Raw genomic sequence first — 17,837 nt, 5'->3', positions numbered from 1 at the left:
CTCATTCGCGGTCGAGGTTGAACCACAGCGTGCGGACCTTGGTCTTGCCGTGGTTCCAGATCTTGTGCTTGCGGCGGGAGCTGTAGGCGATGAGATCGCCCTGTCGCAGCACGTGCTTGGTACCGTCGACCTCGACAGTCAGTTCGCCCTGCAGCACAAAGCCATACTCGAAGCCGTCGTGGGTGATCGGATGCTCGGTGCTTCCGGTGTGCGGGGCGTATTCGTTGACGGCGACCGAGACGCCGCGGGAACGGTCTTCACGCATCAGCCGGCGCACGACGTGCTGCGCGGTCTCGACAGTGCGCGCCTCCGAGGCGCGCACCACGATCTTCTCCTCGCCTTCGGTGCCATTGACGAGCAGGTCCGACATCGCAACCCCGAGCGCGCTCGCGATCACGATCAGCGAGCCGATCGACGGCGAAGCGCGACCGCGTTCGACCAGGCTCAGCATCGAGGTGGAGACACCGGAGACGTCGGCGAGTTCCTGCAGCGTCAGACCGCGCATTTGCCGCAGCTCGCGGATCCGGACTCCGATCGCGGCCAGGGTATTGGCGGTGGTTTCGGCGAGTTCACCCGACGCGGCGGCAGCACTGTCGACGTTCAATTCAGTCTCGGATTCGCTCATGCCTCACGCTCCCGGCGCTGTTTCGCTCTTGTCGTGCGCATGACGACGTTGCGCAACCCTCAATTTTGGTTATATTCAAAAGAATTGATCTATATTCAAAATAAGGCAGTGATGGCCAACCCCCCACCTCCCCGTGTGCGTGTCATCGACAGCACGGTTGGATGTCCAGAAATACCGATCGTCGAGGGCGAGGGCAACGCGAAGGTTGTGTTGTCACCGCACAATGGTGCCGCGTTTCGCAGTTTCCAGCTTGTTACGCTGAAGGAAAATGCCCGTACCATCGGCCTGCGCCACGTGTCGAACTGCGTCTACTACGTGATCGGGGGCGCCGGGGCCATTGTCGATGCGGCGGCGGGGTCGCGCATCGATCTCGCCGAGGGGCACATGGTCCACATCGATGCCGGCGATCCCTATCGGATCGAAGCCGGCCCGGCCGGCATCAAGGTGCTTGGCGGACCCTGTCCACCGGATCCGAGCCTTTACGCCAACATGACCTCGACCGAGGGCTGACGCGCAATGGCGATTCGTCTTTTCCACCGTGACCATCCCACCCTTCGGCTGCCGCTGATATCGAAGGACGCGCGCTTCGTGATCTGGCCCGGCGTCGACGCCTGGGAGGCGAACCTCAATTACGTTCTCCTCGAGGCTGGCGAGGGCAACGTTCCCCACATTCACACGCTGTCGGAAGATACGATCTTCATCCTCGAAGGCGAGGGTACCGTCTACGACTACACCAACGACATCGCGCTGCCGTTCCACGCGGGATGCGTCGTCCATGTCCCCGTCGGCATCAAGCATGCGGTCAAGGCCGATCGCGGCACCAATACCGTCAGCGTCGGCGGGCCGGCCCCGGCCGACGTTCCGCTTCTGAAAGCGGCCGGCGCGCTGCCGGCGGATGCCAAGCCGCCCGCAGGCCAGATGATGGCGGAGCCGCGAACCGAGCCATGAAACTGCACCAGGAATTCGTCATTGCGCGGCCGATCGACGAGGTCTGGAGCTTCTTTCGAGACGTTCCGCGCGTCGCCGCGTGCATGCCGGGCGCCGAATATATCGGCGCCAAAGACGACGGCCGGCATGCCGGCAAGGTCTCGGCCAAAGTCGGTCCGTTCCAGGCGAGTTTCGAGGGTGAGGCCGATGTTCGCTATGACGAAGCGGCAAAATCGGTCGCGCTCGAAGGCAAGGGCGTCGACCGCAAAGGCGCAAGCCGCGGCAGGATGACCATGGCCTGCGCGCTGCAGGCAACCGGCGCCGGCACCGCGATCGTCGTCGATTCCGACGTGCAGCTGTCCGGCGCGATCGCGCAGTTTGGCCGCACCGGGCTCATCACCGAGATCGCCAACGCGATGGTGGCCGGCTTCGTCAGCAATGCCGAGGCCGCGATCGCCGCGCACGGAACGGCGCTGACAAGCGAGCCGGATGCGGCGGCGAGTCCGTCCACGCCGCCGGCCGCCCGGCCGATCGGTGCTGTTGCGCTGCTGCTGTCGGCGCTGCGCGGGCTCTTCAAATCCTTGTTTCGCCGGACTGCGTGAGTGGTCGTGCCGCCATTAGAGTTTGACGGAAGGAATTCAAGATGAAGATCGTCGACATGACCCATCTGATGAACGTGCACACGCCCGGCTGGGTCGGATACGCCGGCAACAAGATGTACTATGCGCAAAATCTCCAGACCAAGATGATCGTCGCGCAGCGCATCGATATGGCGCTTCATGTCGGCACCCACATCGACGGCGCGATGCACGGCACCGACGGCATGGGCGACATGGCCTCCTATCCGCTGGATTTCCTGGTCGGCCCCGGCGCCGTGGTCGACGTCTCCGCCCACATGGACGACTGGGCGGTGATCACGCCTGACATGATCGAGGCAGCACCGGTCGAAGTCAGGGAAGGCGACATCCTGATCCTGCATACCGGTTGGCACCGCTATTGGGAGGGGCAAGAGCAGCAGGATCTGGTGCGCTATTTCTGCATGCATCCCGGTGGCAAGATCGAGCTGCTGGAATGGATGCTGAAGAAGAAGATCAAGTGGTTCGGAGTCGATTGCGGCTCCGGCGATCACGCCATGAATACCTCGATCCGCCTGATGCGCCCGGATCTGACCAAACGCTTCGAAGCCAAGGTAGGCATGGGCTGCGACGAGTTCTTCGGCGAATACAGCTACGTGCACAAGAAATCGGGCCGGGAAGTGACCGAGGACATGTTCCCGTTCCACTCCTATGCTTTCCAGGAGGGGTTGATCCACGCCGAGAATGTCGGCGGCGATATCGAGAAGATGCTGAACAAACGGGCGATCATCGGCGCGTTTCCGTGGCGCTACGAGGGCCTCGAAGCCTGCCCGTGCCGCATCGTCTGCTTCGACGGTATGGACGAAAATGTCGAGGCGGTCGGCGATGTCGCCAAAGCCATCTTTCAGCGGCGCTGATGCGGGCAGCTTTGGCCGATGACGTCATGATCCTGTTCTGGCGAGATTATCATGTCGTGACGATCAGCGATGATTCTCGCTCGTCGTGGCGCTGGGAGATTCGACGCAGAAGCGTGCCGATGGGCGTCAGGTTGAATGGCGACGGCTACTTGTCGCAGAGGGCCGCCGAAGAGGCCGGAAAGCAGGCGCTCGAGACATTCCTGGCCGCGCTCACCTCCGAGGAGCGGCGCGGATGACACGCCCCTGGCCGACCCTGCATCGGTTCTGCTCGATGTTTATGCAGGTCGAGAGCAGAATGAGCAAGCAATCGCCGGGTTTCAATGCAACTCCGGCGTCGTTTCCGATCGCCGGGTTTTGACTTGGGCGATTTGACAACCGATACTTTCCGGCGTTGCACGCGCCAGGCCGATGTGGGCGCGGTTTCCGAGCGAGATCGATGAAGCCTGCACCATTCAGATATATCGCAGCTTCGTCTGTCGACCACGCGCTTGCTCTGAAGGCCGAACATGGCGACGAGGCGCGCTTTCTCGCCGGCGGCCAGAGCCTGATCCCGGCGATGAATTTTCGATTGGCGCGGCCTTCGGTATTGATCGACATCAACGGTCTCGGCGAGCTGGCGGGTGTCGAACGTTCGGAAAGCGGCGAGATCCGGATTGGCGCACTGACGCGCTATCATTCCCTCGAACGCGACAGCAGGTTTCTGACGGACTGCCCGCTGTTCGCCGACGCGCTGCCTCACATCGCCCATCCGCAGATTCGCAATCGCGGAACGATCGGCGGCAATCTGTCCCACGCCGATCCTGCCTCCGAACTGCCGGCAATCGCCGTTGGGATGCAGGCACGCATGCGGATCAGGTCGGCCATCGGTGAACGCGAGGTCCCTGCATCCGAATTCTTCCAGGGCCTGCTGACGACCGACATCCAGAACGATGAAATGCTGGTGGAGATCGCCTTTCCACCGCCAACGGGGCGGACCGGGGCCTGCTTCATGGAAGTGGCGCGGCGACGCGGCGACTTTGCGCTCGCAGGTGTTGCCGCCATCGTAACCATCGACGCAGAAGGACGCTGTTCGCAACTGCGGCTCGCGCTGTGCGGCGTCGGCGATAGGGCCGTCGATGCCAGCGCCGCCGCTGCGTCCCTGATCGGCCAGCCCTGCGCCGGTGAAGTGATCGAGACTGTCGCGGCCGAAGTTCAGGGCATGATCGATCCGCCGGGCAATGTGCACGCCAGTCCCGATTATCAGCGGCATATCGCCGGTGTTCTTGCCCAGCGCGCGATCAGCGCGGCGTTTTCACGGGCAGGCCATGCAGCCTGAGCGGCACGATATCGAGCTTTCCGTCAACGGTACGACCTGTCGCCGTACGGTCGAATCGCGAATCCTGCTCAGCGATTTCCTGCGTCACGATCTGGGACTCGCCGGCACCCATGTCGGCTGCGAGCACGGCGCGTGCGGCGCCTGCACCATCCTGTTCGATGGCGCGCCGATCCGCTCGTGCCTGATGCTGGCCGTCCAGGCCAATGGCCATGAACTCTCGACCGTGGAGGGACTGGCCGGCAACGACGGTGAACTGCATCCGATCCAGCAGGCCATGCACGACCATCACGGTTTGCAGTGCGGCTACTGCACGCCGGGCATTTTGATGACGATGACGGCTTACCTGAAGCAAAACCCGCAGCCTTCGGAACATGAAGTGCGTGAGGCACTGTCGGGCAATCTGTGCCGCTGCACCGGCTACCAGAACGTCGTCGACGCGATGCTGGCGGCCGCCCAGACGCTGCGGGCTGCGCCATGACCACCCGCTTCTTCGGTGCGCCGGTCAAACGCAATGAGGACCGAAAGCTCCTCACCGGACAAGCGCTGTTCATCGACGATGTCGAATTGCCCGGTATGCAGCACGCGGCGTTCCTGCGCAGCCAGGTCGCGCACGCCCGCATCAAGGGGATCGACGTCTCCCGGGCGCTGCAACGGCCCGGCGTCACGGCGGTCTACACCGCAAATGATCTCGGCGCGTACTGGCGGCCCGGCCCGTTGCTGGTGCCGCCACCACCTATTCCGGGAAGCGTCTTCAACGAGCGGACCCAGGTGCCGCTGGCCAAGGACAAGGTTCGCCATGTCGGCGAGCCGCTCGCAATTGTCGTGGCCGACAGCCGTTACATTGCCGAGGACGCGCTCGACGACATCGTCGTCGATCTCGAAATCCTGCCGGCGGTGGTCGATTGCGAAGGCGCGCTGAACACGGCGACGCATGTCCACGACGATCTCGGCTCCAACATTTCGGCGCATGTCCGCCAGACCAAGGGCGACTACCGCCGCGCCGCGGCGAACGCGCATCTGATCCTCAAGCGCAGGTTTCTCTATGAGCACGGCATCTCCTCGCCGATCGAGACCCGCGGCGTCGTGGCGCAATGGGATGCGCGCGGCGCGCAAATGACGATCTGGGACACCACCCAGGCGCCGGTGTTCGTGCGCAACGGCCTTGCCGCCATCCTCGGCCTCGGCGAGCGCCAGGTCCGCGTGATCGCCCCCTTCATCGGCGGCGGCTTTGGGCCGAAAATCATGATGTTCTACCCGGAAGAGGTCATGCTGCCGTGGATCTCCATGCGGCTGAATCGGCCGGTGAAGTGGATCGAGGATCGGCTGGAACACTTCTTCAGCACCACGCATGAGCGCGGGCAGATTCATGACGCGGAGATCGCGCTCGCCGCGGATGGCCGCATTCTCGGCATCAAGGATGTGTTCTTACACGACGCCGGAGCCTACGCGCCTTATGGGCTGACGGTTCCGATCAACAGCCAATGCACCTTGCTCGGCCCCTACGTGGTGCCGGACTATGACAGCACCTTCACCGCCGTGTTCACCAATCTGCCGATCGTGACGCCCTATCGCGGCGCCGGACGGCAGCACGGCGTGTTTGTGATGGAGAGGTTTCTCGATCTGGCCGCGCACGAGTTGAAGATCGATCCCGCGGAAATCCGCCGCCGCAATCTGATTCCGCCGGACGCGTTTCCTTACAAGAACGAGATCATCTATCAGGACTTTCAGCCGCTTGTATATGACAGCGGCAACTACGAGCCGGTGCTCGACAAGGCGCTGGAGCTGATCGGTTACGATCACTTCATCCGCGACGAGCAGCCGAGACTGCGGGCTGAGGGGCGCTGCGTCGGCATCGCCGTCGCCTGCTATGTCGAAGGTACCGGCATCGGGCCCTACGAGGGCGCCAAGGTCCAGATCCAGTCCAACGGCAAGGTCAATGTCGCGACCGGCATCGGTACCCAGGGCCAGGGCCATTTCACCAGCTTTGCGCAGATCGTCGCCGATGAACTCGGCGTCGACGTGACGGATGTCGATATCGTCACCGGCGATACCGACCAGTTCTATTGGGGCGCGGGCACGTTTGCGAGCCGTGGTGCCGTCGTCGCGGGCACGGCGGTGAGCGAGGCATCGCGCGCGGTGCGGAAGAAGGCGCTCAAGCTCGCCAGCGACGCCTTCGAATGTTCGGAGGAGGATCTGGTGCTTGCCGACGGCCAGGTCGCGATCACCGGCATCCCCGGCAAATTCATCCGGCTCGGGGATCTGGCCCGACGCGCCAATCCGATGCGCGGCGCGGTGGCGCCGGGGACGGAGCCGGGGCTGGAATCGACGCAATATTTCGGACCGTCAATGGGCGCGACCTCGAACGGCGTCCATGCCGCCATCATCGAGGTCGACCCGCAAACCTTCGACGTCGAGGTTCTCAAATATGTCGTGGTTCATGATTGCGGCACCGTCATCAATCCGATGATCCTCGCCGGCCAGATCCACGGCGGGGTCGCGCAGGGCATAGGCAACGCATTCTACGAAAAACTGTCATTCGACGAGCAGGGCCAGCTGCTCAATGCGTCGCTGGCGGATTATCTGCTGCCGACGGCGCTGGAGGTGCCGCGCATGGAGCTCGACCATACCGTGACGCCGTCGCCGCTCAATCCATTGGGGATGAAGGGAGCCGGCGAAGCTGGAGCAATTCCGGTCGGGCCGCTGTTCGCACAGGCGATCGAGGATGCGCTGGATTTGAAGCGGCAGGAGGTCGAGTTGCTGGAGATACCGCTGAGCCCGAGCCGGCTGTTTGAACTGACGCGCAAAGCGAGGAACGCGTGAGGACGGCGCAGATCTTCCGATTGTCGATGGCGCATCCCGGCGACCTCTCCGAACTCGATCGGCTGATCGCGGGCGGGACGGTTCGCGCGGTAGAAATCGTCGCCATCATCGGCAAGACCGAGGGTAATGGCGGGGTCAACGATTTCACCCGCGGCTACTTCACGCAGACATTGATGGCGATGCTGGCGAAGCATCTGGACGAGCCGGCCGAGCAGTTGATCCGCGAAATTCCTTGCGTGCTGTCAGGTGGAACAGAAGGCGTGATGAGTCCGCACTACAGCGTCTTCTGCGCCGGCGAGGGCGAGCCAGCGCGCGGAGCGGGACCTTCGCTCGCGATCGGCACGGCATTCAGTGCGCCGGTTGCCGCGGAAGATGTCGGCCGGCGCGCCCATATCGACAGCGTTGCCAACGCGGTTCGTGCCGCGATCGCCGCTGCCGAAATCGAACATCTGGGCGACGTGCATTTCGTGCAGGTCAAATGTCCCTGCGTCACGGTGGCGCGCGCCGCGGCGGCGATCGCCGCCGGGAAGACGCCGCTGACCAGCGATCCAAACAAGTCGATGGCGTTTGCGCGTGCGGCAGGTGCGTTCGGGGTGGCGGTGGCGCTTGGAGAGCTGGCGCCATCCGTATTTCAGGAAGGCTCGCTGCTTTCGGACTTTTCCATCCAGTCGCCGCGCGCCAGCATCTCTTCGGGCGTCGAGGTCGAGAGCAATGAGGTGGTCGTGCTCGGCAACAGCGCGCGCTGGGCCGGTCCGCTCCGCATCGCGCATCGCCCGATGGCCGATGCGCTCGATATCGGCGCCGTCGTCGACGTGCTGGCCGATCTCGACATCGAAGCTAAACCGCAGGTTTCGGCTGCCGACGCCATGAAAATCGCGACCGTGCTGGTCAAATGCGAGCCGGATCGACGCGGAAAAATTCGCGGGTACCGGCACACCATGCTCGACGACACCGACATCAACGCCCAGCGCCATGTCCGTGGCGCGGTCGCGGGCCTGGTCGCCGGCGTGATCGGCGACGGCCGGATCTTTGTGTCCGGAGGCGCCGAGCATCAAGGTCCGGACGGCGGCGGGCTGGTTGCGGTGATCGCTTCGCGAGAGGGGAGTGCCTGATGCGGATCGTCATCGTCGGCGCAGGTGTTGCGGGATGCGTGATGGCGCGGCAGCTGTCGCGATTGGATGGCGTCGAGGTGATCTGCCTGGAGCGGGTCGCGCGTGACGACCATTCCGAGGCCGGTACCGGGCTCAATGTCGGGCCGAACGCGGTCAAGGCGGTGAAGGCGATCGATCCCGAACTTGCCGATTTTATCACCGCTTCGAGCTACCTCTGGCACAATTGGCGGATATCGCTCACCGACGGCACCGTGCTGTTCGATCTGCCGCTGGCTGATGTTGCGGATGGGCCCGGCTGGCGGATCCGCTGGTCGGAGCTCTACCGCGTGCTGCGCGAGGCCGCGGGGGATCACGTTTCCTACGGCTGCGAGATTGCCGAGATTGGCCGCGATGCCGCCGATCCCCGCAAAACCTCGATTGCATGGATTCAGGACGGGAAGACGCGGCGTCTCGATGATGTCGATCTCCTGATCGCCGCCGACGGGCGCTATTCGGCGGTGCGGCGCGCGATCTCAGGCGAACCGGAGGTACGCCAGACCGGGGTCGCGATCTTCCGCCTGCTGGTCGCGGATACGGCGGGTGGGCTGATTGACGATTACGAGCAATGGTTCAACGGTCCAAACCGCTTGCTGTCGTTCAAGGTGCCGCCCGGCCATATCTATGTCGCCGGCACGTTTCCGATTCATCCTGAAGCTCCGATCGCGGACAGTCTGAAAACGCAGGAGGCCTTGCGCACGGCCTATGCACCGCGCAACGCCGAGCCCAGCCCCCAGGCGCGATGGCTGATCGATACCGTCTGTGAGAACGCCGCGGACACGCATTGGGCACGGATGCAGGAACACACGCTGCTGTATCGCGCCGACGGCTGCAACGTTCTCTATCTCGGCGACGCCGCCCATGGCATGGTGCCCACCCTGGGGCAGGGCGCCACGCAGGCGCTCGAAGATGCCGCGAATGCGGCAGCGCTGATCACGCGCCGCCATCAGGACGGCAGATGCGACGTTGCGGGATGGCTCGCCGATATCGAGGCGCTGCGGCAGGAACGCATGCGCTTCGTGATGGCGTTTTCGCTCGAGGCGACCGACACCATGCTTGATGGTGCCGATCCGGTCGAGGGGACCCGGCACAAGAACGGGGCGGCGTTCCAGAACAACCTGAAGGCGCTCTACCGCGACGTTGGATTGCCATTGGATGGAAGCAGGATCTGAGGAGATGAAACCATGACCGCCGCTACCGAAACGCAGTTGCCGCTCGCCACGGTTCACGGGCTCTATCACATCGCGGTCAAGACCGAGAATTTGGCGGCGACACGCAAATTCTATGTCGACATCATCGGCCTGCGTGAGTTCCCCCGGCCCGACTTCGGCTACCCCGGCGCATGGCTCGGCTGTACCCAGCCCGGCGGCCTCGCCATCCTTCACGTCTATGCGGGGGGCCCGGCACTGGAGCCGGAAGGCAAGGCGCCGGCGGGCACCGCGGCAATCGATCACGTCTCGCTGTCGTGTTCCGGCTATCGCTCCTTTGTGTCGCGCTTCAAGGCGGCCGGGCTCGATTGGCGCGAGTTCATCGTGCCGGGCACTTCGCTCTGGCAGTTGTTCGTCTATGATCCCAGCGGCGTTCAGCTCGAATTGACGTTTGAGTGCGGCGGCGAGGGCGATGAGCTGCCCGACATGTCGCACGGGCGCAAGTATGTCGCGGGTTCGAGTTTCTTCGACAAGGCGAGCTATCCCAAGCTAGGTTGACACGATGGAAGACCAAGATCGCCCACTCTGGTCGCTCAACGCGGGAGAGCTTTCCGCAGCCTATGCGAACGGCCTCTCGCCGCGCCGCGTCGTCGACGCGACGCTGGCGCGCGTTCGCGATATCAATCCGAGGCTCAACGCGATCATCACTCTGGATGAATTCGGCGCCGTCAACGCCGCCGACGCCAGCGCGCAGCGATGGAAGGACAAGCGTCCCCTGGGCAGGCTCGATGGCGTTCCGGTCACGATCAAGGACAACATCCTGGTTGCCGGGCTGCGCGCCACCTGGGGCAGCCGCCTCTACGAGAACTTCGTGCCTGGGGAAGACGAATTGCCGGTGCGGCGGCTGCGTGAAGCCGGCGCGGTCATTCTCGGTAAGACCAATGTGCCGGAGTTCACGGTCCACGGTTTTACCCACAATGCGGTGTTCGGCACCACCGGCAACCCCTGGGATCCGGCGCTGACGCCGGGTGGATCGAGCGGCGGCGCGGTCGCTGCCGTTGCGTCCGGCATGGGTGCATTGGCGTTCGGTACCGACGGCGGCGGTTCGATCCGGCGCCCCGCCGCCCATACCGGGCTGGTCGGGTTCAAGCCGTCGCGCGATACGGTCCGGCGCGGCAGCGGCTTCCCCGCGATCCTGCACGATTTTGAGGTGATCGGGCCGATCGCACGCTGCGTCGACGATATCGTCAGCGGCATGGAGGTCGTTGCCGGTTCGACCTGGCAGCGGCTGCTCGGCGAATCCATTGCAGCCCGCCCGCGCATCGCCTACGCGCCGAGTTTTGGCGGTGCGGCGGTCGATCCCTTCATTCGCGACACGATCGATCGGACCGTGGCCGGGATGCGGTCGTTCGGCATCGATGTCGAATTGATCTCGCCGTTCGATCTGGCCGACCCACTTGGACAAGTCTGGCCGGTGATCAGCCAGACCGGCGTCGCCTGGCTGCTGTCGCAGCATAGGGATTGGGAGAACAGGGTCGCGCCCGAGATTGCGGAGATGGCCGTGGCCGGACGGAAATACAGCGCCAGCGATTATCTCAATGCGCTGGATACGATCGCTTCGATGAGACGCGTCTTCGAAACCCTGTTCGAGCGTTACGATTTCCTGGTCACGCCCAGTGCGGCGGCGATGCCGTGGCCGGCGGCGCAATCGCACCCCACCACGATTGATGGCCAGCCCGTCGGCCCGCGCGGCCCCGCCGTGTTCACGCCGGTTGCGAATGCGCTTGGATTGCCGGCGATTTCACTGCCCTGTATGGTTGAGGACGCCTCGCTTCCGGTCGGCCTGCAGATCATCGCCGGAAAAGATCGCGATTGGCCATTGCTGGCATTCGCGCGCGAATATGAAGGCCGTCTGTTCGTCCATCGCTGGCCGCCGCGTTTGGGGTGATCGAACTTATCGCCCCGCCCAGTGCACGAAGCGGCGCTCGATCAGCAAGAACAGCAGGTTGAGCGAATAGCCGAGCGCGCCGGCGGCAAAAATCGCCGCGTACATGCCGGGCATATCGAATAGCTGCTGTGCCTCGAACACGCGCTGGCCAAGCCCGTCGGTCGACCCGATGAACATCTCGGCAACGACGATGATGACCAGCGCCAGCGACACGCCGTTGCGCAGGCCGACGAACGTCTGAGGCAGCGATTCCAGCAGCATCACGTCGAACAGCACCCGAATCCGCGACGCGCCCATCACCTTGGCCGCCAGCAGGCGCGTCTTGCGCGCGTTCATCACGCCGTAGGCGACGTTGAACAGGATCACCAGCGCGGCGCCGAAGGCCGCAACGGAGATCTTGGTGCGATCGCCGACCCCGAACAGCACCAGGAACAGCGGGAACATCGCGGAAGCGGGCGTCGAGCGGAAGAAGTCGATCAAGAACTCCACCGAGCGATAGAGCTTCTCGGAAGAGCCGAGCAGGATCCCGAGCGGGATCGCGATCACGGCGGCGATCGCGGTCGAGGAGATGGTCCGCATCACCGTCTTGAGGAAATCGACCCCGAGCTTGCCGCTGAGCATGCTCTCCCACAGCGTGCGGAAGGTCGCGAGCGGCGACGGCAGCAGCACGGGGTCAACCAGCTTCAAGGCCGTGGCGAGGCTCCAGACCGCCAGCAGGATGGCGACACCGACCAGCGGCAGCAATGCATTCGATGTCTTCATCCCCGGTGCACCTCACGCTGAAACAGTTTCAGGCAATGCGCCTTGGTGGCGATGAAGCCCGGCTCCGACAGGGTCTTGTCGGTGCGCGGCCGCGGCGCGTCGTAGGGGACGAATTCGACCACCTGCGCCGGGTGGCGCGACAGCAGCAGCACGTAGTCCGAGAGATAGACCGCTTCCTCGAGGTCGTGCGAGACCAGCACTGTCGTGGTCTTCGTTTCCATGAACACGCGCTGCAGCTGGTCACGCATGAACAGGGTCATCTCGTAGTCGAGCGCGGAGAACGGCTCGTCGAGGAACAGGATCTCCGGCTCGACGATCAGCGCGCGCATGATGGACACCAGCTGCTGCTGGCCGCCGGACAGATGGTAGGGATACAGCGAGAGGTCGATCTTGACGCCGAGATGCGCGACCAGGCGTTCGACCCGCTGCCGGCGTTGCGCTCTTGGCACCCCCATCACCTTCAACGGATAGGCGATGTTGTCGAAGGCCGGCAGCCAGGGAAACAGCGCCTCGCGATAGTTCTGGAACACGTAGCCGAACTTGACGCGGCTGAGCGGCCGTCCGTCGAACAGCACTTCGCCGGCATCGGCGGGGACGAGGCCCGCGATCATGTTGATCAGCGTGCTCTTGCCGCAGCCGTTGGGGCCGAACACCGAGATCAGCTTGCCGCGGGGAATATCGAAGTCGAAGCGATCGTAGATGACGGCGTCGGGATAATGCTTGCTCAGGCTGCGGATGGTGACATGCGGCGCCGTTCGGCGGGACTCGTCAAAGCCACCGGCCGGCCCGCTCGCCACGATTGAGGCCGGGATTGTCACGCGCCCCTCAAAACTTCTGCAGGACTTTACTGACGTCGACCTTTTCGGGCACCACGCCGATCGAGGCGCCGAAATCCGCAAACGCCTGAAAATCCGCCAGCTGTTTCGCGCTGAGGTCGGCTGCCATGACGTAACCAAGCATCGACACCATGTCGACCACGTTGTCGGGCGTGAACGTATTCTTGGCGAGGTGTTTTCGGGCCTCGTCCGGATTGGCGTTGATGAACGCGATCGCCTTGGCCCAGGCTGCAGCAAAGCGCTTGGCGACGTCGGGCCGCTTCTGGATGAACTCGGTGGTCATTGCACAGCCGGCGGCATAGGCATCCGCGGTTTCGCTGCCGAGAATATATTTCGAGATCACGCCGGCCTCGATCGACCGCGCGATGCCGGCCTTGATCATCATCGAGGCGTTGGGCTCCAGCGTGTAGCCGCCGTCGAAGGTACCCGCCGTCATCGCGTTGACGTGCTGGCCCATATCGAGCTGATCGATGGTGTAGTCGCCTTCCTTGAGCCCGTTCCTGGCCAAAATGGCTTTCGCAGTATTGAGATTGGCCGGGCCCGGCGCCGACATCAGCTTGGCGCCCTTCAGCTCGGCGATGGAGTTCGCCGGAAAGCCGTTGCGGACGACGAACTGCTCCATCTTCCAGATCTTGGTCTGACTGTTGAGGCTGATGTACATCGCGACGCCTGGTTTCTTGACGTCGGCATTGAGCCCTTCGAGCATCACCAGCACCGCTGACACTTCGATCTGGTTGGTCATCATGGCGGCGACATTGGGCGGTCCGCCCATCAGCTTGGTCATCTCGGGCTCGATGTTCTGCTCCTTGAAGAAGCCCCGCTCCAGCGCCACAAAATAGGGGAGCGACGAACTGACCGGGAATACGCCGACGGACACCTTGTCCTGGGCCCGGGACGGCGCGGATAGCGCCGTAAGGCCTGCAAGCAGGATGACAATCGCTGTGATTTTGCTGACCAATTTCATGCGGCAATCCCCAGAAGTTCCGCTTCAAAGAGCAAGAAACGTGCCGTGTTCCATCGGCTGCGTCGTGCACGATATCAAGGGACTGCCAGGTGACGGCAGGAGCTCGCGTATCCTCGTCGCGGACAAGGGTCAGAGACGAGCCAAAAGGAAGCAAGGAAAAAGGACCCCTGCTACCAGGAGCACTGGGTGACCCGCCCGATGCAGCCCCGCTTATTTGCTGGAGTTGCCTGGCGCAGCCGAACCCGTAGTCACGTTCGAAGCACTGTTCGGGGAGGACGTCGTGGTTTGCTGACCTACGTCGCGCCCGTTGTAGACAGCAATCACAAGAATAACGGCAATCGCGAGCGCCGCGCCGGCCGACCACGCAATGGCGCTGTTCGCGGGAGCCCGGCTGCTTCCTTGCGCAACTTGCCGATCGGCAGCCCCTGTCCGCCGCTGCGGATCATCGAGATCCTGCGCCGTTTCCGTATTTCGATCGAGTTGAGCTCGCTCGCTTCGGCGTAGATGGCCCGACCTGCTCATGCCGTACAGGATCGCCCCTCCCAGCACGAAGGCGCCAAGAAACAACATCCACACCATCGTGGCCGAGGTGTCACCGAGAAGCATGCCAACGCCGCGTGCGCCGCGCCGTCGACGAGCTCGGTGCGCTCGACATCCTTGTCAACAACGCGGCGCATCAGGCCACGTTCAAGGACATTGAAGATATCAGCGACGAAGAATGGCAGCGAACGTTCGAGACGAACATGCATGCCATGTTCTATTTGACCAAGGCGGCCGTCCGCCACATGCGACCGGGGAGCGCCATCATCAACACAGCCTCGGTGAATTCCGATATGCCAAATCCGTCCCTGCTCGCCTATGCCACGACGAAAGGTGCGATCCAGAATTTCACGGGCGGGCTCGCGCAGATGTTGGCCGGGAAAGGCATCCGGGCCAATGCTGTTGCCCCCGGGCCGATCTGGACGCCCCTGATACCGTCCACCATGCCGGAGGAGAGCGTCAAAAACTTCGGAAAGCAGGTCCCGATGCAGCGAGCCGGTCAGCCGGCCGAGCTTGCAACCGCCTATGTCATGTTGGCCGATCCTCTCTCGAGTTATACGTCCGGCACGACCATAGCCGTGACGGGCGGAAAGCCCTTCATATGATGATGGCTCGTCCGCATACCTCCCTCACCGCGCCCCCAGACCGGACGGAGATCGTCCGCCCCGGCGCGCCCGGCGGTTTCGTCAGCCCTGATCCCGACGACATGGGCAGGTTGGATCGGTATAGTGCCACCTGAACTGCGGCGGGAACGGCATTCCTGCCTTCCCCGGCTGGAATGAGGACGACACGATGGACGAAACGATTGGCTTCCCCGACCCTGGGCTCGACTTGTCGGATGGCTTCAAGCCGCACACCTCGCATTGGGGCGTGTTTTCCGCGCGGACCAGTGAGGCCGGGCTGGAGGTCAGAGCGTATGCCGGGGATCCCGATCCGAACGGCATCATCGACAATTTTCCCGGCGCGCTGCGCCACCAGGCGCGCATCAGCCAGCCGGCGATCCGCCGCGGCTGGCTCGAGCGCGGCCCCGGTCCCGATGATCGTCGCGGCCGCGACGAATTCGTCTCTGTCAGCTGGGAGAAGGCGCTCGACCTCTTGGGAGACGAGCTGTCGCGCATCCGCGACACGCGCGGCCCCGGTGCCGTGTTCGGCGGTTCCTACGGCTGGTCGAGTGCGGGCAGGTTCCATCACGCCCAGAGCCAGGTTCATCGCTTCCTCAACATAGCGATGGGCGGCTATGTGCGCTCGGTGAACAGCTACTCCTCGGGCGCGTCCTCGGTGCTGCTGCCGCAGATCCTGGCGGGCTATGAGGACATCACCAAGCGCAACGTCACCTGGGAGCAGATCGCGTCCGAGACCGACATCGTGCTGGCGTTCGGCGGCATGGCGCTGAAGAACTCCATGGTCGCCGGCGGCTCGATCAGCAAGCACGTCGAGCGCGGCGCCATGGATGCGGCGCGCCGGCGCGGCTGCGAGTTCGTCCTGGTCAGCCCGCTGCGTGACGATCTTCCCGTGGAAGCCGGCGCCGAATGGTTGACCTGCACACCCGGCACCGACACCGCGCTGATGCTCGGCATCGTCCACACGCTGATGGCCGAAGGCCTGCACGACCAGGCCCTCCTTGACCGCTACACCGAGGGCTGGCCGGTGTTCCTGCGTTATCTCACAGGCGAGACGGATAGCCAACCCAAGCATGCCGAATGGGCCGCCGCGATCTGCGGCGTCGACGCGGACACGATCCGCAAGCTCGCGCGCCGCCTTGCCGGAAAGCGCGCGCTCATCACCGTGTCACATTCGCTGCAGCGCGCCGAACACGGTGAGCAGCCGGTGTGGATGGGCATGGTGCTGGCGGCAGCCCTCGGCCAGATTGGCCTGCCCGGCGGCGGCTACGCCTATTCGCTCGGCGCCATCGGCTATTACGGCCGCCGCGTCAACGACGTGCCGGGGCCGACGCTGGGGCAGGGCCGCAATGGCGTCGCCGATTTTATTCCGGTGGCGCGCATCGCCGACATGCTGCTCAATCCTGGCAGCAGCTATCGCTACAATGGCGAGACGCGCATTTATCCGGACATTCGCCTGGTCTACTGGGCCGGCGGCAATCCCTTCCATCACCACCAGGACATCAACCGCCTGCGCAAGGCGTTTGCGAAAGTCGACACACTGGTTGTGCATGAGCTCGCCTGGACCGCGACGGCCCGCCACGCCGACATCGTGCTGCCCGCGACCATGACGCTCGAGCGCGAGGACATCGGCTATTCCACCAGCGATCCCCTGATGGTCGCGATGCACCGCATCGCCGAACCGTTTGGGCTGGCGCGCGACGACTACGACATCTTCGCCGATCTCGCCGACCGTCTCGGTGCCCGCGAACCCTTCACCGAAGGCCGTACCTCGCGCCAGTGGCTGGAGCATCTGTACGAGCCGACCCGCGCCTCGCTCAAAGCGCGCGGCCTGGAGGCCCCGAGCTTCGAGGAGTTCTGGCAGCGCGGAAGCCTGGTCGTGCCGCAACAGCCCGACGATGGCGGCAGGCTGCGCCGCTTCCGCGAGGATCCGGTCGCACATACCTTGCCGACGCCGAGCGGACGCATCGAGATCTTCTCAGCCAAGATCGCAGGCCATGGCGATGCGGATTGCCCAGGCCATCCGGTCTGGCTCGACAAGACCGACATGCCGAAGCCTGGGACGCCATGTTTTCTCGTCGCCAACCAGCCGGTGACCCGCCTGCACAGCCAGCTCGATTTCGGCGGACATTCGCTTGCCGCAAAACATCGCGGCCGCGAGGTCGCGCGGATGAACCCGCGCGATGCGAACGCGCGCGGCATTGCCGACGGCGAGATCATTCGCCTGTTCAACGACCGCGGCGCCTGCCTTGCCGCTGTGCACGTCACCGACGGCATCGCGCCCGGCGTGGTGCAGCTGCCGACCGGCGCCTGGTACGATCCGATGGACCCCGAGGACGAAGCGCCGCTCTGCGTTCACGGCAACCCGAACGTCCTCACCCGCGACATCGGCACCTCATCCTTCGCACAGGGCTGCACGGGGCAGCTGACGACAGTGGAGGTGGAGAAGTTCACCGGCAATCTGCCGCCGATACGGGCGTTTGATGCGGTGTAAGGGGCAGTCCAGGACGTAGCCGTAGCCCGGATGGAGCGCAGCGTAATCCGGGACCGCTCGGTCGGTTGCGGCATTTTCCCGGATTACGCTTTCGCTCCATCCAGGCTACGCGCTCCGCCGGCTGTGTCGCTGCCTGTCAAGCCGCCGCCACAAAAATATTCCACTTTACCGAAATTCGGAAACGGCGTATGTGTCGGC

General features: G+C 64.1%; 18 protein-coding genes and 1 pseudogene. 14 read left to right on the top strand and 5 right to left on the bottom strand.

All coding sequences use genetic code 11. The features are described from left to right. Position 1: 1 nt before the first annotated feature. Positions 2 to 625, bottom strand: a complete 624-nt coding sequence (locus tag GWG65_RS13400) for a cupin domain-containing protein (RefSeq protein WP_247388341.1) — start codon at positions 623 to 625, stop codon at positions 2 to 4. 39 nt (positions 626 to 664) lie between these two features. Between GWG65_RS13400 and GWG65_RS13395 the strand changes: the two genes are divergently transcribed. From GWG65_RS13395 to GWG65_RS13340, 12 genes are all read left to right on the top strand, one after another. Next, positions 665 to 1,135, top strand: coding sequence for a hypothetical protein (locus GWG65_RS13395; protein WP_275196033.1), 471 nt, complete (start codon positions 665 to 667; stop codon positions 1,133 to 1,135). A 6-nt stretch (positions 1,136 to 1,141) separates the two neighbouring features. Then, complete coding sequence (locus tag GWG65_RS13390) at positions 1,142 to 1,573, top strand: cupin domain-containing protein (protein ID WP_275196032.1); 432 nt, start codon at positions 1,142 to 1,144, stop codon at positions 1,571 to 1,573. Further along, positions 1,570 to 2,154 (top strand): SRPBCC family protein, encoded by a 585-nt coding sequence (locus tag GWG65_RS13385; protein WP_275196031.1) that lies wholly within the window; start codon positions 1,570 to 1,572, stop codon positions 2,152 to 2,154. The genes GWG65_RS13390 and GWG65_RS13385 overlap by 4 nt, the downstream gene beginning before the upstream one ends. Positions 2,155 to 2,195: 41 nt before the next feature. Then, positions 2,196 to 3,044, top strand: coding sequence for a cyclase family protein (locus GWG65_RS13380; RefSeq protein WP_275196030.1), 849 nt, complete (start codon positions 2,196 to 2,198; stop codon positions 3,042 to 3,044). Positions 3,045 to 3,070: 26 nt separating this feature from the next. Then, positions 3,071 to 3,280 (top strand): hypothetical protein, encoded by a 210-nt coding sequence (locus GWG65_RS13375; RefSeq protein WP_275196029.1) that lies wholly within the window; start codon positions 3,071 to 3,073, stop codon positions 3,278 to 3,280. 200 nt (positions 3,281 to 3,480) lie between these two features. Continuing rightward, positions 3,481 to 4,359, top strand: coding sequence for a xanthine dehydrogenase family protein subunit M (locus tag GWG65_RS13370; RefSeq protein ID WP_275196028.1), 879 nt, complete (start codon positions 3,481 to 3,483; stop codon positions 4,357 to 4,359). Beyond that, a complete protein-coding gene (locus GWG65_RS13365) occupies positions 4,349 to 4,837 on the top strand; it encodes a (2Fe-2S)-binding protein (RefSeq protein ID WP_275196027.1) in 489 nt (162 codons plus the stop codon). Before GWG65_RS13370 ends, GWG65_RS13365 begins: the two co-directional genes overlap by 11 nt. Further along, positions 4,834 to 7,179: a xanthine dehydrogenase family protein molybdopterin-binding subunit gene (locus GWG65_RS13360; RefSeq protein ID WP_275196026.1), complete on the top strand. Its 2,346-nt coding sequence runs from the start codon at positions 4,834 to 4,836 to the stop codon at positions 7,177 to 7,179. The genes GWG65_RS13365 and GWG65_RS13360 overlap by 4 nt, the downstream gene beginning before the upstream one ends. Next, positions 7,176 to 8,291: a ring-opening amidohydrolase gene (locus GWG65_RS13355; RefSeq protein WP_275196025.1), complete on the top strand. Its 1,116-nt coding sequence runs from the start codon at positions 7,176 to 7,178 to the stop codon at positions 8,289 to 8,291. Before GWG65_RS13360 ends, GWG65_RS13355 begins: the two co-directional genes overlap by 4 nt. After that, positions 8,291 to 9,499 carry an NAD(P)/FAD-dependent oxidoreductase gene (locus GWG65_RS13350; protein WP_275196024.1) on the top strand — a complete coding sequence of 403 codons (1,209 nt, stop codon included), beginning with the start codon at positions 8,291 to 8,293 and terminating at the stop codon, positions 9,497 to 9,499. Before GWG65_RS13355 ends, GWG65_RS13350 begins: the two co-directional genes overlap by 1 nt. A gap of 12 nt (positions 9,500 to 9,511) precedes the next feature. Continuing rightward, the gene (locus tag GWG65_RS13345; RefSeq protein WP_275196023.1) at positions 9,512 to 10,033 is read left to right on the top strand and encodes a hypothetical protein; all 522 of its coding nucleotides are present in this window, start codon (positions 9,512 to 9,514) and stop codon (positions 10,031 to 10,033) included. 4 nt (positions 10,034 to 10,037) lie between these two features. Further along, on the top strand, positions 10,038 to 11,423 hold the full coding sequence (locus GWG65_RS13340) for an amidase (RefSeq protein WP_275196022.1): 1,386 nt from the start codon (positions 10,038 to 10,040) through the stop codon (positions 11,421 to 11,423). Between the two features lie 6 nt (positions 11,424 to 11,429). On the opposite strand, the gene GWG65_RS13335 is transcribed toward GWG65_RS13340, so the two are convergent. From GWG65_RS13335 to GWG65_RS13320, 4 genes are all read right to left on the bottom strand, one after another. Beyond that, entirely contained in the window at positions 11,430 to 12,185 is a 756-nt protein-coding gene (locus GWG65_RS13335; RefSeq protein ID WP_275196021.1) for an ABC transporter permease, read from the bottom strand. Next, positions 12,182 to 13,003, bottom strand: a complete 822-nt coding sequence (locus tag GWG65_RS13330) for an ABC transporter ATP-binding protein (protein ID WP_275196020.1) — start codon at positions 13,001 to 13,003, stop codon at positions 12,182 to 12,184. The genes GWG65_RS13335 and GWG65_RS13330 overlap by 4 nt, the downstream gene beginning before the upstream one ends. A 7-nt stretch (positions 13,004 to 13,010) precedes the next feature. Then, positions 13,011 to 13,985, bottom strand: coding sequence for an ABC transporter substrate-binding protein (locus GWG65_RS13325; RefSeq protein WP_275196019.1), 975 nt, complete (start codon positions 13,983 to 13,985; stop codon positions 13,011 to 13,013). Positions 13,986 to 14,195: 210 nt separating this feature from the next. Then, the gene (locus GWG65_RS13320) at positions 14,196 to 14,591 is read right to left on the bottom strand and encodes a hypothetical protein (protein WP_275196018.1); all 396 of its coding nucleotides are present in this window, start codon (positions 14,589 to 14,591) and stop codon (positions 14,196 to 14,198) included. An 11-nt stretch (positions 14,592 to 14,602) separates the two neighbouring features. On the opposite strand from GWG65_RS13320, the pseudogene GWG65_RS13315 reads away from it, so the two are divergent. Beyond that, positions 14,603 to 15,130 (top strand): annotated as a pseudogene (locus GWG65_RS13315) (SDR family oxidoreductase); the annotation flags it as partial. Between the two features lie 187 nt (positions 15,131 to 15,317). After that, the gene (locus GWG65_RS13310; protein WP_275196017.1) at positions 15,318 to 17,639 is read left to right on the top strand and encodes a molybdopterin guanine dinucleotide-containing S/N-oxide reductase; all 2,322 of its coding nucleotides are present in this window, start codon (positions 15,318 to 15,320) and stop codon (positions 17,637 to 17,639) included. The last annotated feature ends 198 nt before the right edge of the window (positions 17,640 to 17,837 follow it).

The sequence above is a fragment of the Bradyrhizobium sp. CSA207 genome (assembly GCF_029051685.1).
In the GTDB taxonomy this organism is placed as follows: Bacteria; Pseudomonadota; Alphaproteobacteria; order Rhizobiales; family Xanthobacteraceae; genus Bradyrhizobium.
This window is presented reverse-complemented; position numbering and strand designations above follow the sequence as displayed.

Excerpts from the sequence above, each read along its gene's own strand:
- GWG65_RS13400 (WP_247388341.1), bottom strand. The coding sequence starts at position 625 with ATGAGCGAATCCGAGACTGAATTGAACGTCGACAGTGCTGCCGCCGCG.
- GWG65_RS13395 (WP_275196033.1), top strand. The coding sequence starts at position 665 with ATGACGACGTTGCGCAACCCTCAATTTTGGTTATATTCAAAAGAATTG.
- GWG65_RS13390 (WP_275196032.1), top strand. The coding sequence starts at position 1,142 with ATGGCGATTCGTCTTTTCCACCGTGACCATCCCACCCTTCGGCTGCCG.
- GWG65_RS13385 (WP_275196031.1), top strand. The coding sequence starts at position 1,570 with ATGAAACTGCACCAGGAATTCGTCATTGCGCGGCCGATCGACGAGGTC.
- GWG65_RS13380 (WP_275196030.1), top strand. The coding sequence starts at position 2,196 with ATGAAGATCGTCGACATGACCCATCTGATGAACGTGCACACGCCCGGC.
- GWG65_RS13375 (WP_275196029.1), top strand. The coding sequence starts at position 3,071 with ATGATCCTGTTCTGGCGAGATTATCATGTCGTGACGATCAGCGATGAT.
- GWG65_RS13370 (WP_275196028.1), top strand. The coding sequence starts at position 3,481 with ATGAAGCCTGCACCATTCAGATATATCGCAGCTTCGTCTGTCGACCAC.
- GWG65_RS13365 (WP_275196027.1), top strand. The coding sequence starts at position 4,349 with ATGCAGCCTGAGCGGCACGATATCGAGCTTTCCGTCAACGGTACGACC.
- GWG65_RS13360 (WP_275196026.1), top strand. The coding sequence starts at position 4,834 with ATGACCACCCGCTTCTTCGGTGCGCCGGTCAAACGCAATGAGGACCGA.
- GWG65_RS13350 (WP_275196024.1), top strand. The coding sequence starts at position 8,291 with ATGCGGATCGTCATCGTCGGCGCAGGTGTTGCGGGATGCGTGATGGCG.
- GWG65_RS13345 (WP_275196023.1), top strand. The coding sequence starts at position 9,512 with ATGACCGCCGCTACCGAAACGCAGTTGCCGCTCGCCACGGTTCACGGG.
- GWG65_RS13340 (WP_275196022.1), top strand. The coding sequence starts at position 10,038 with ATGGAAGACCAAGATCGCCCACTCTGGTCGCTCAACGCGGGAGAGCTT.
- GWG65_RS13335 (WP_275196021.1), bottom strand. The coding sequence starts at position 12,185 with ATGAAGACATCGAATGCATTGCTGCCGCTGGTCGGTGTCGCCATCCTG.
- GWG65_RS13325 (WP_275196019.1), bottom strand. The coding sequence starts at position 13,985 with ATGAAATTGGTCAGCAAAATCACAGCGATTGTCATCCTGCTTGCAGGC.
- GWG65_RS13320 (WP_275196018.1), bottom strand. The coding sequence starts at position 14,591 with ATGCTTCTCGGTGACACCTCGGCCACGATGGTGTGGATGTTGTTTCTT.
- GWG65_RS13310 (WP_275196017.1), top strand. The coding sequence starts at position 15,318 with ATGGACGAAACGATTGGCTTCCCCGACCCTGGGCTCGACTTGTCGGAT.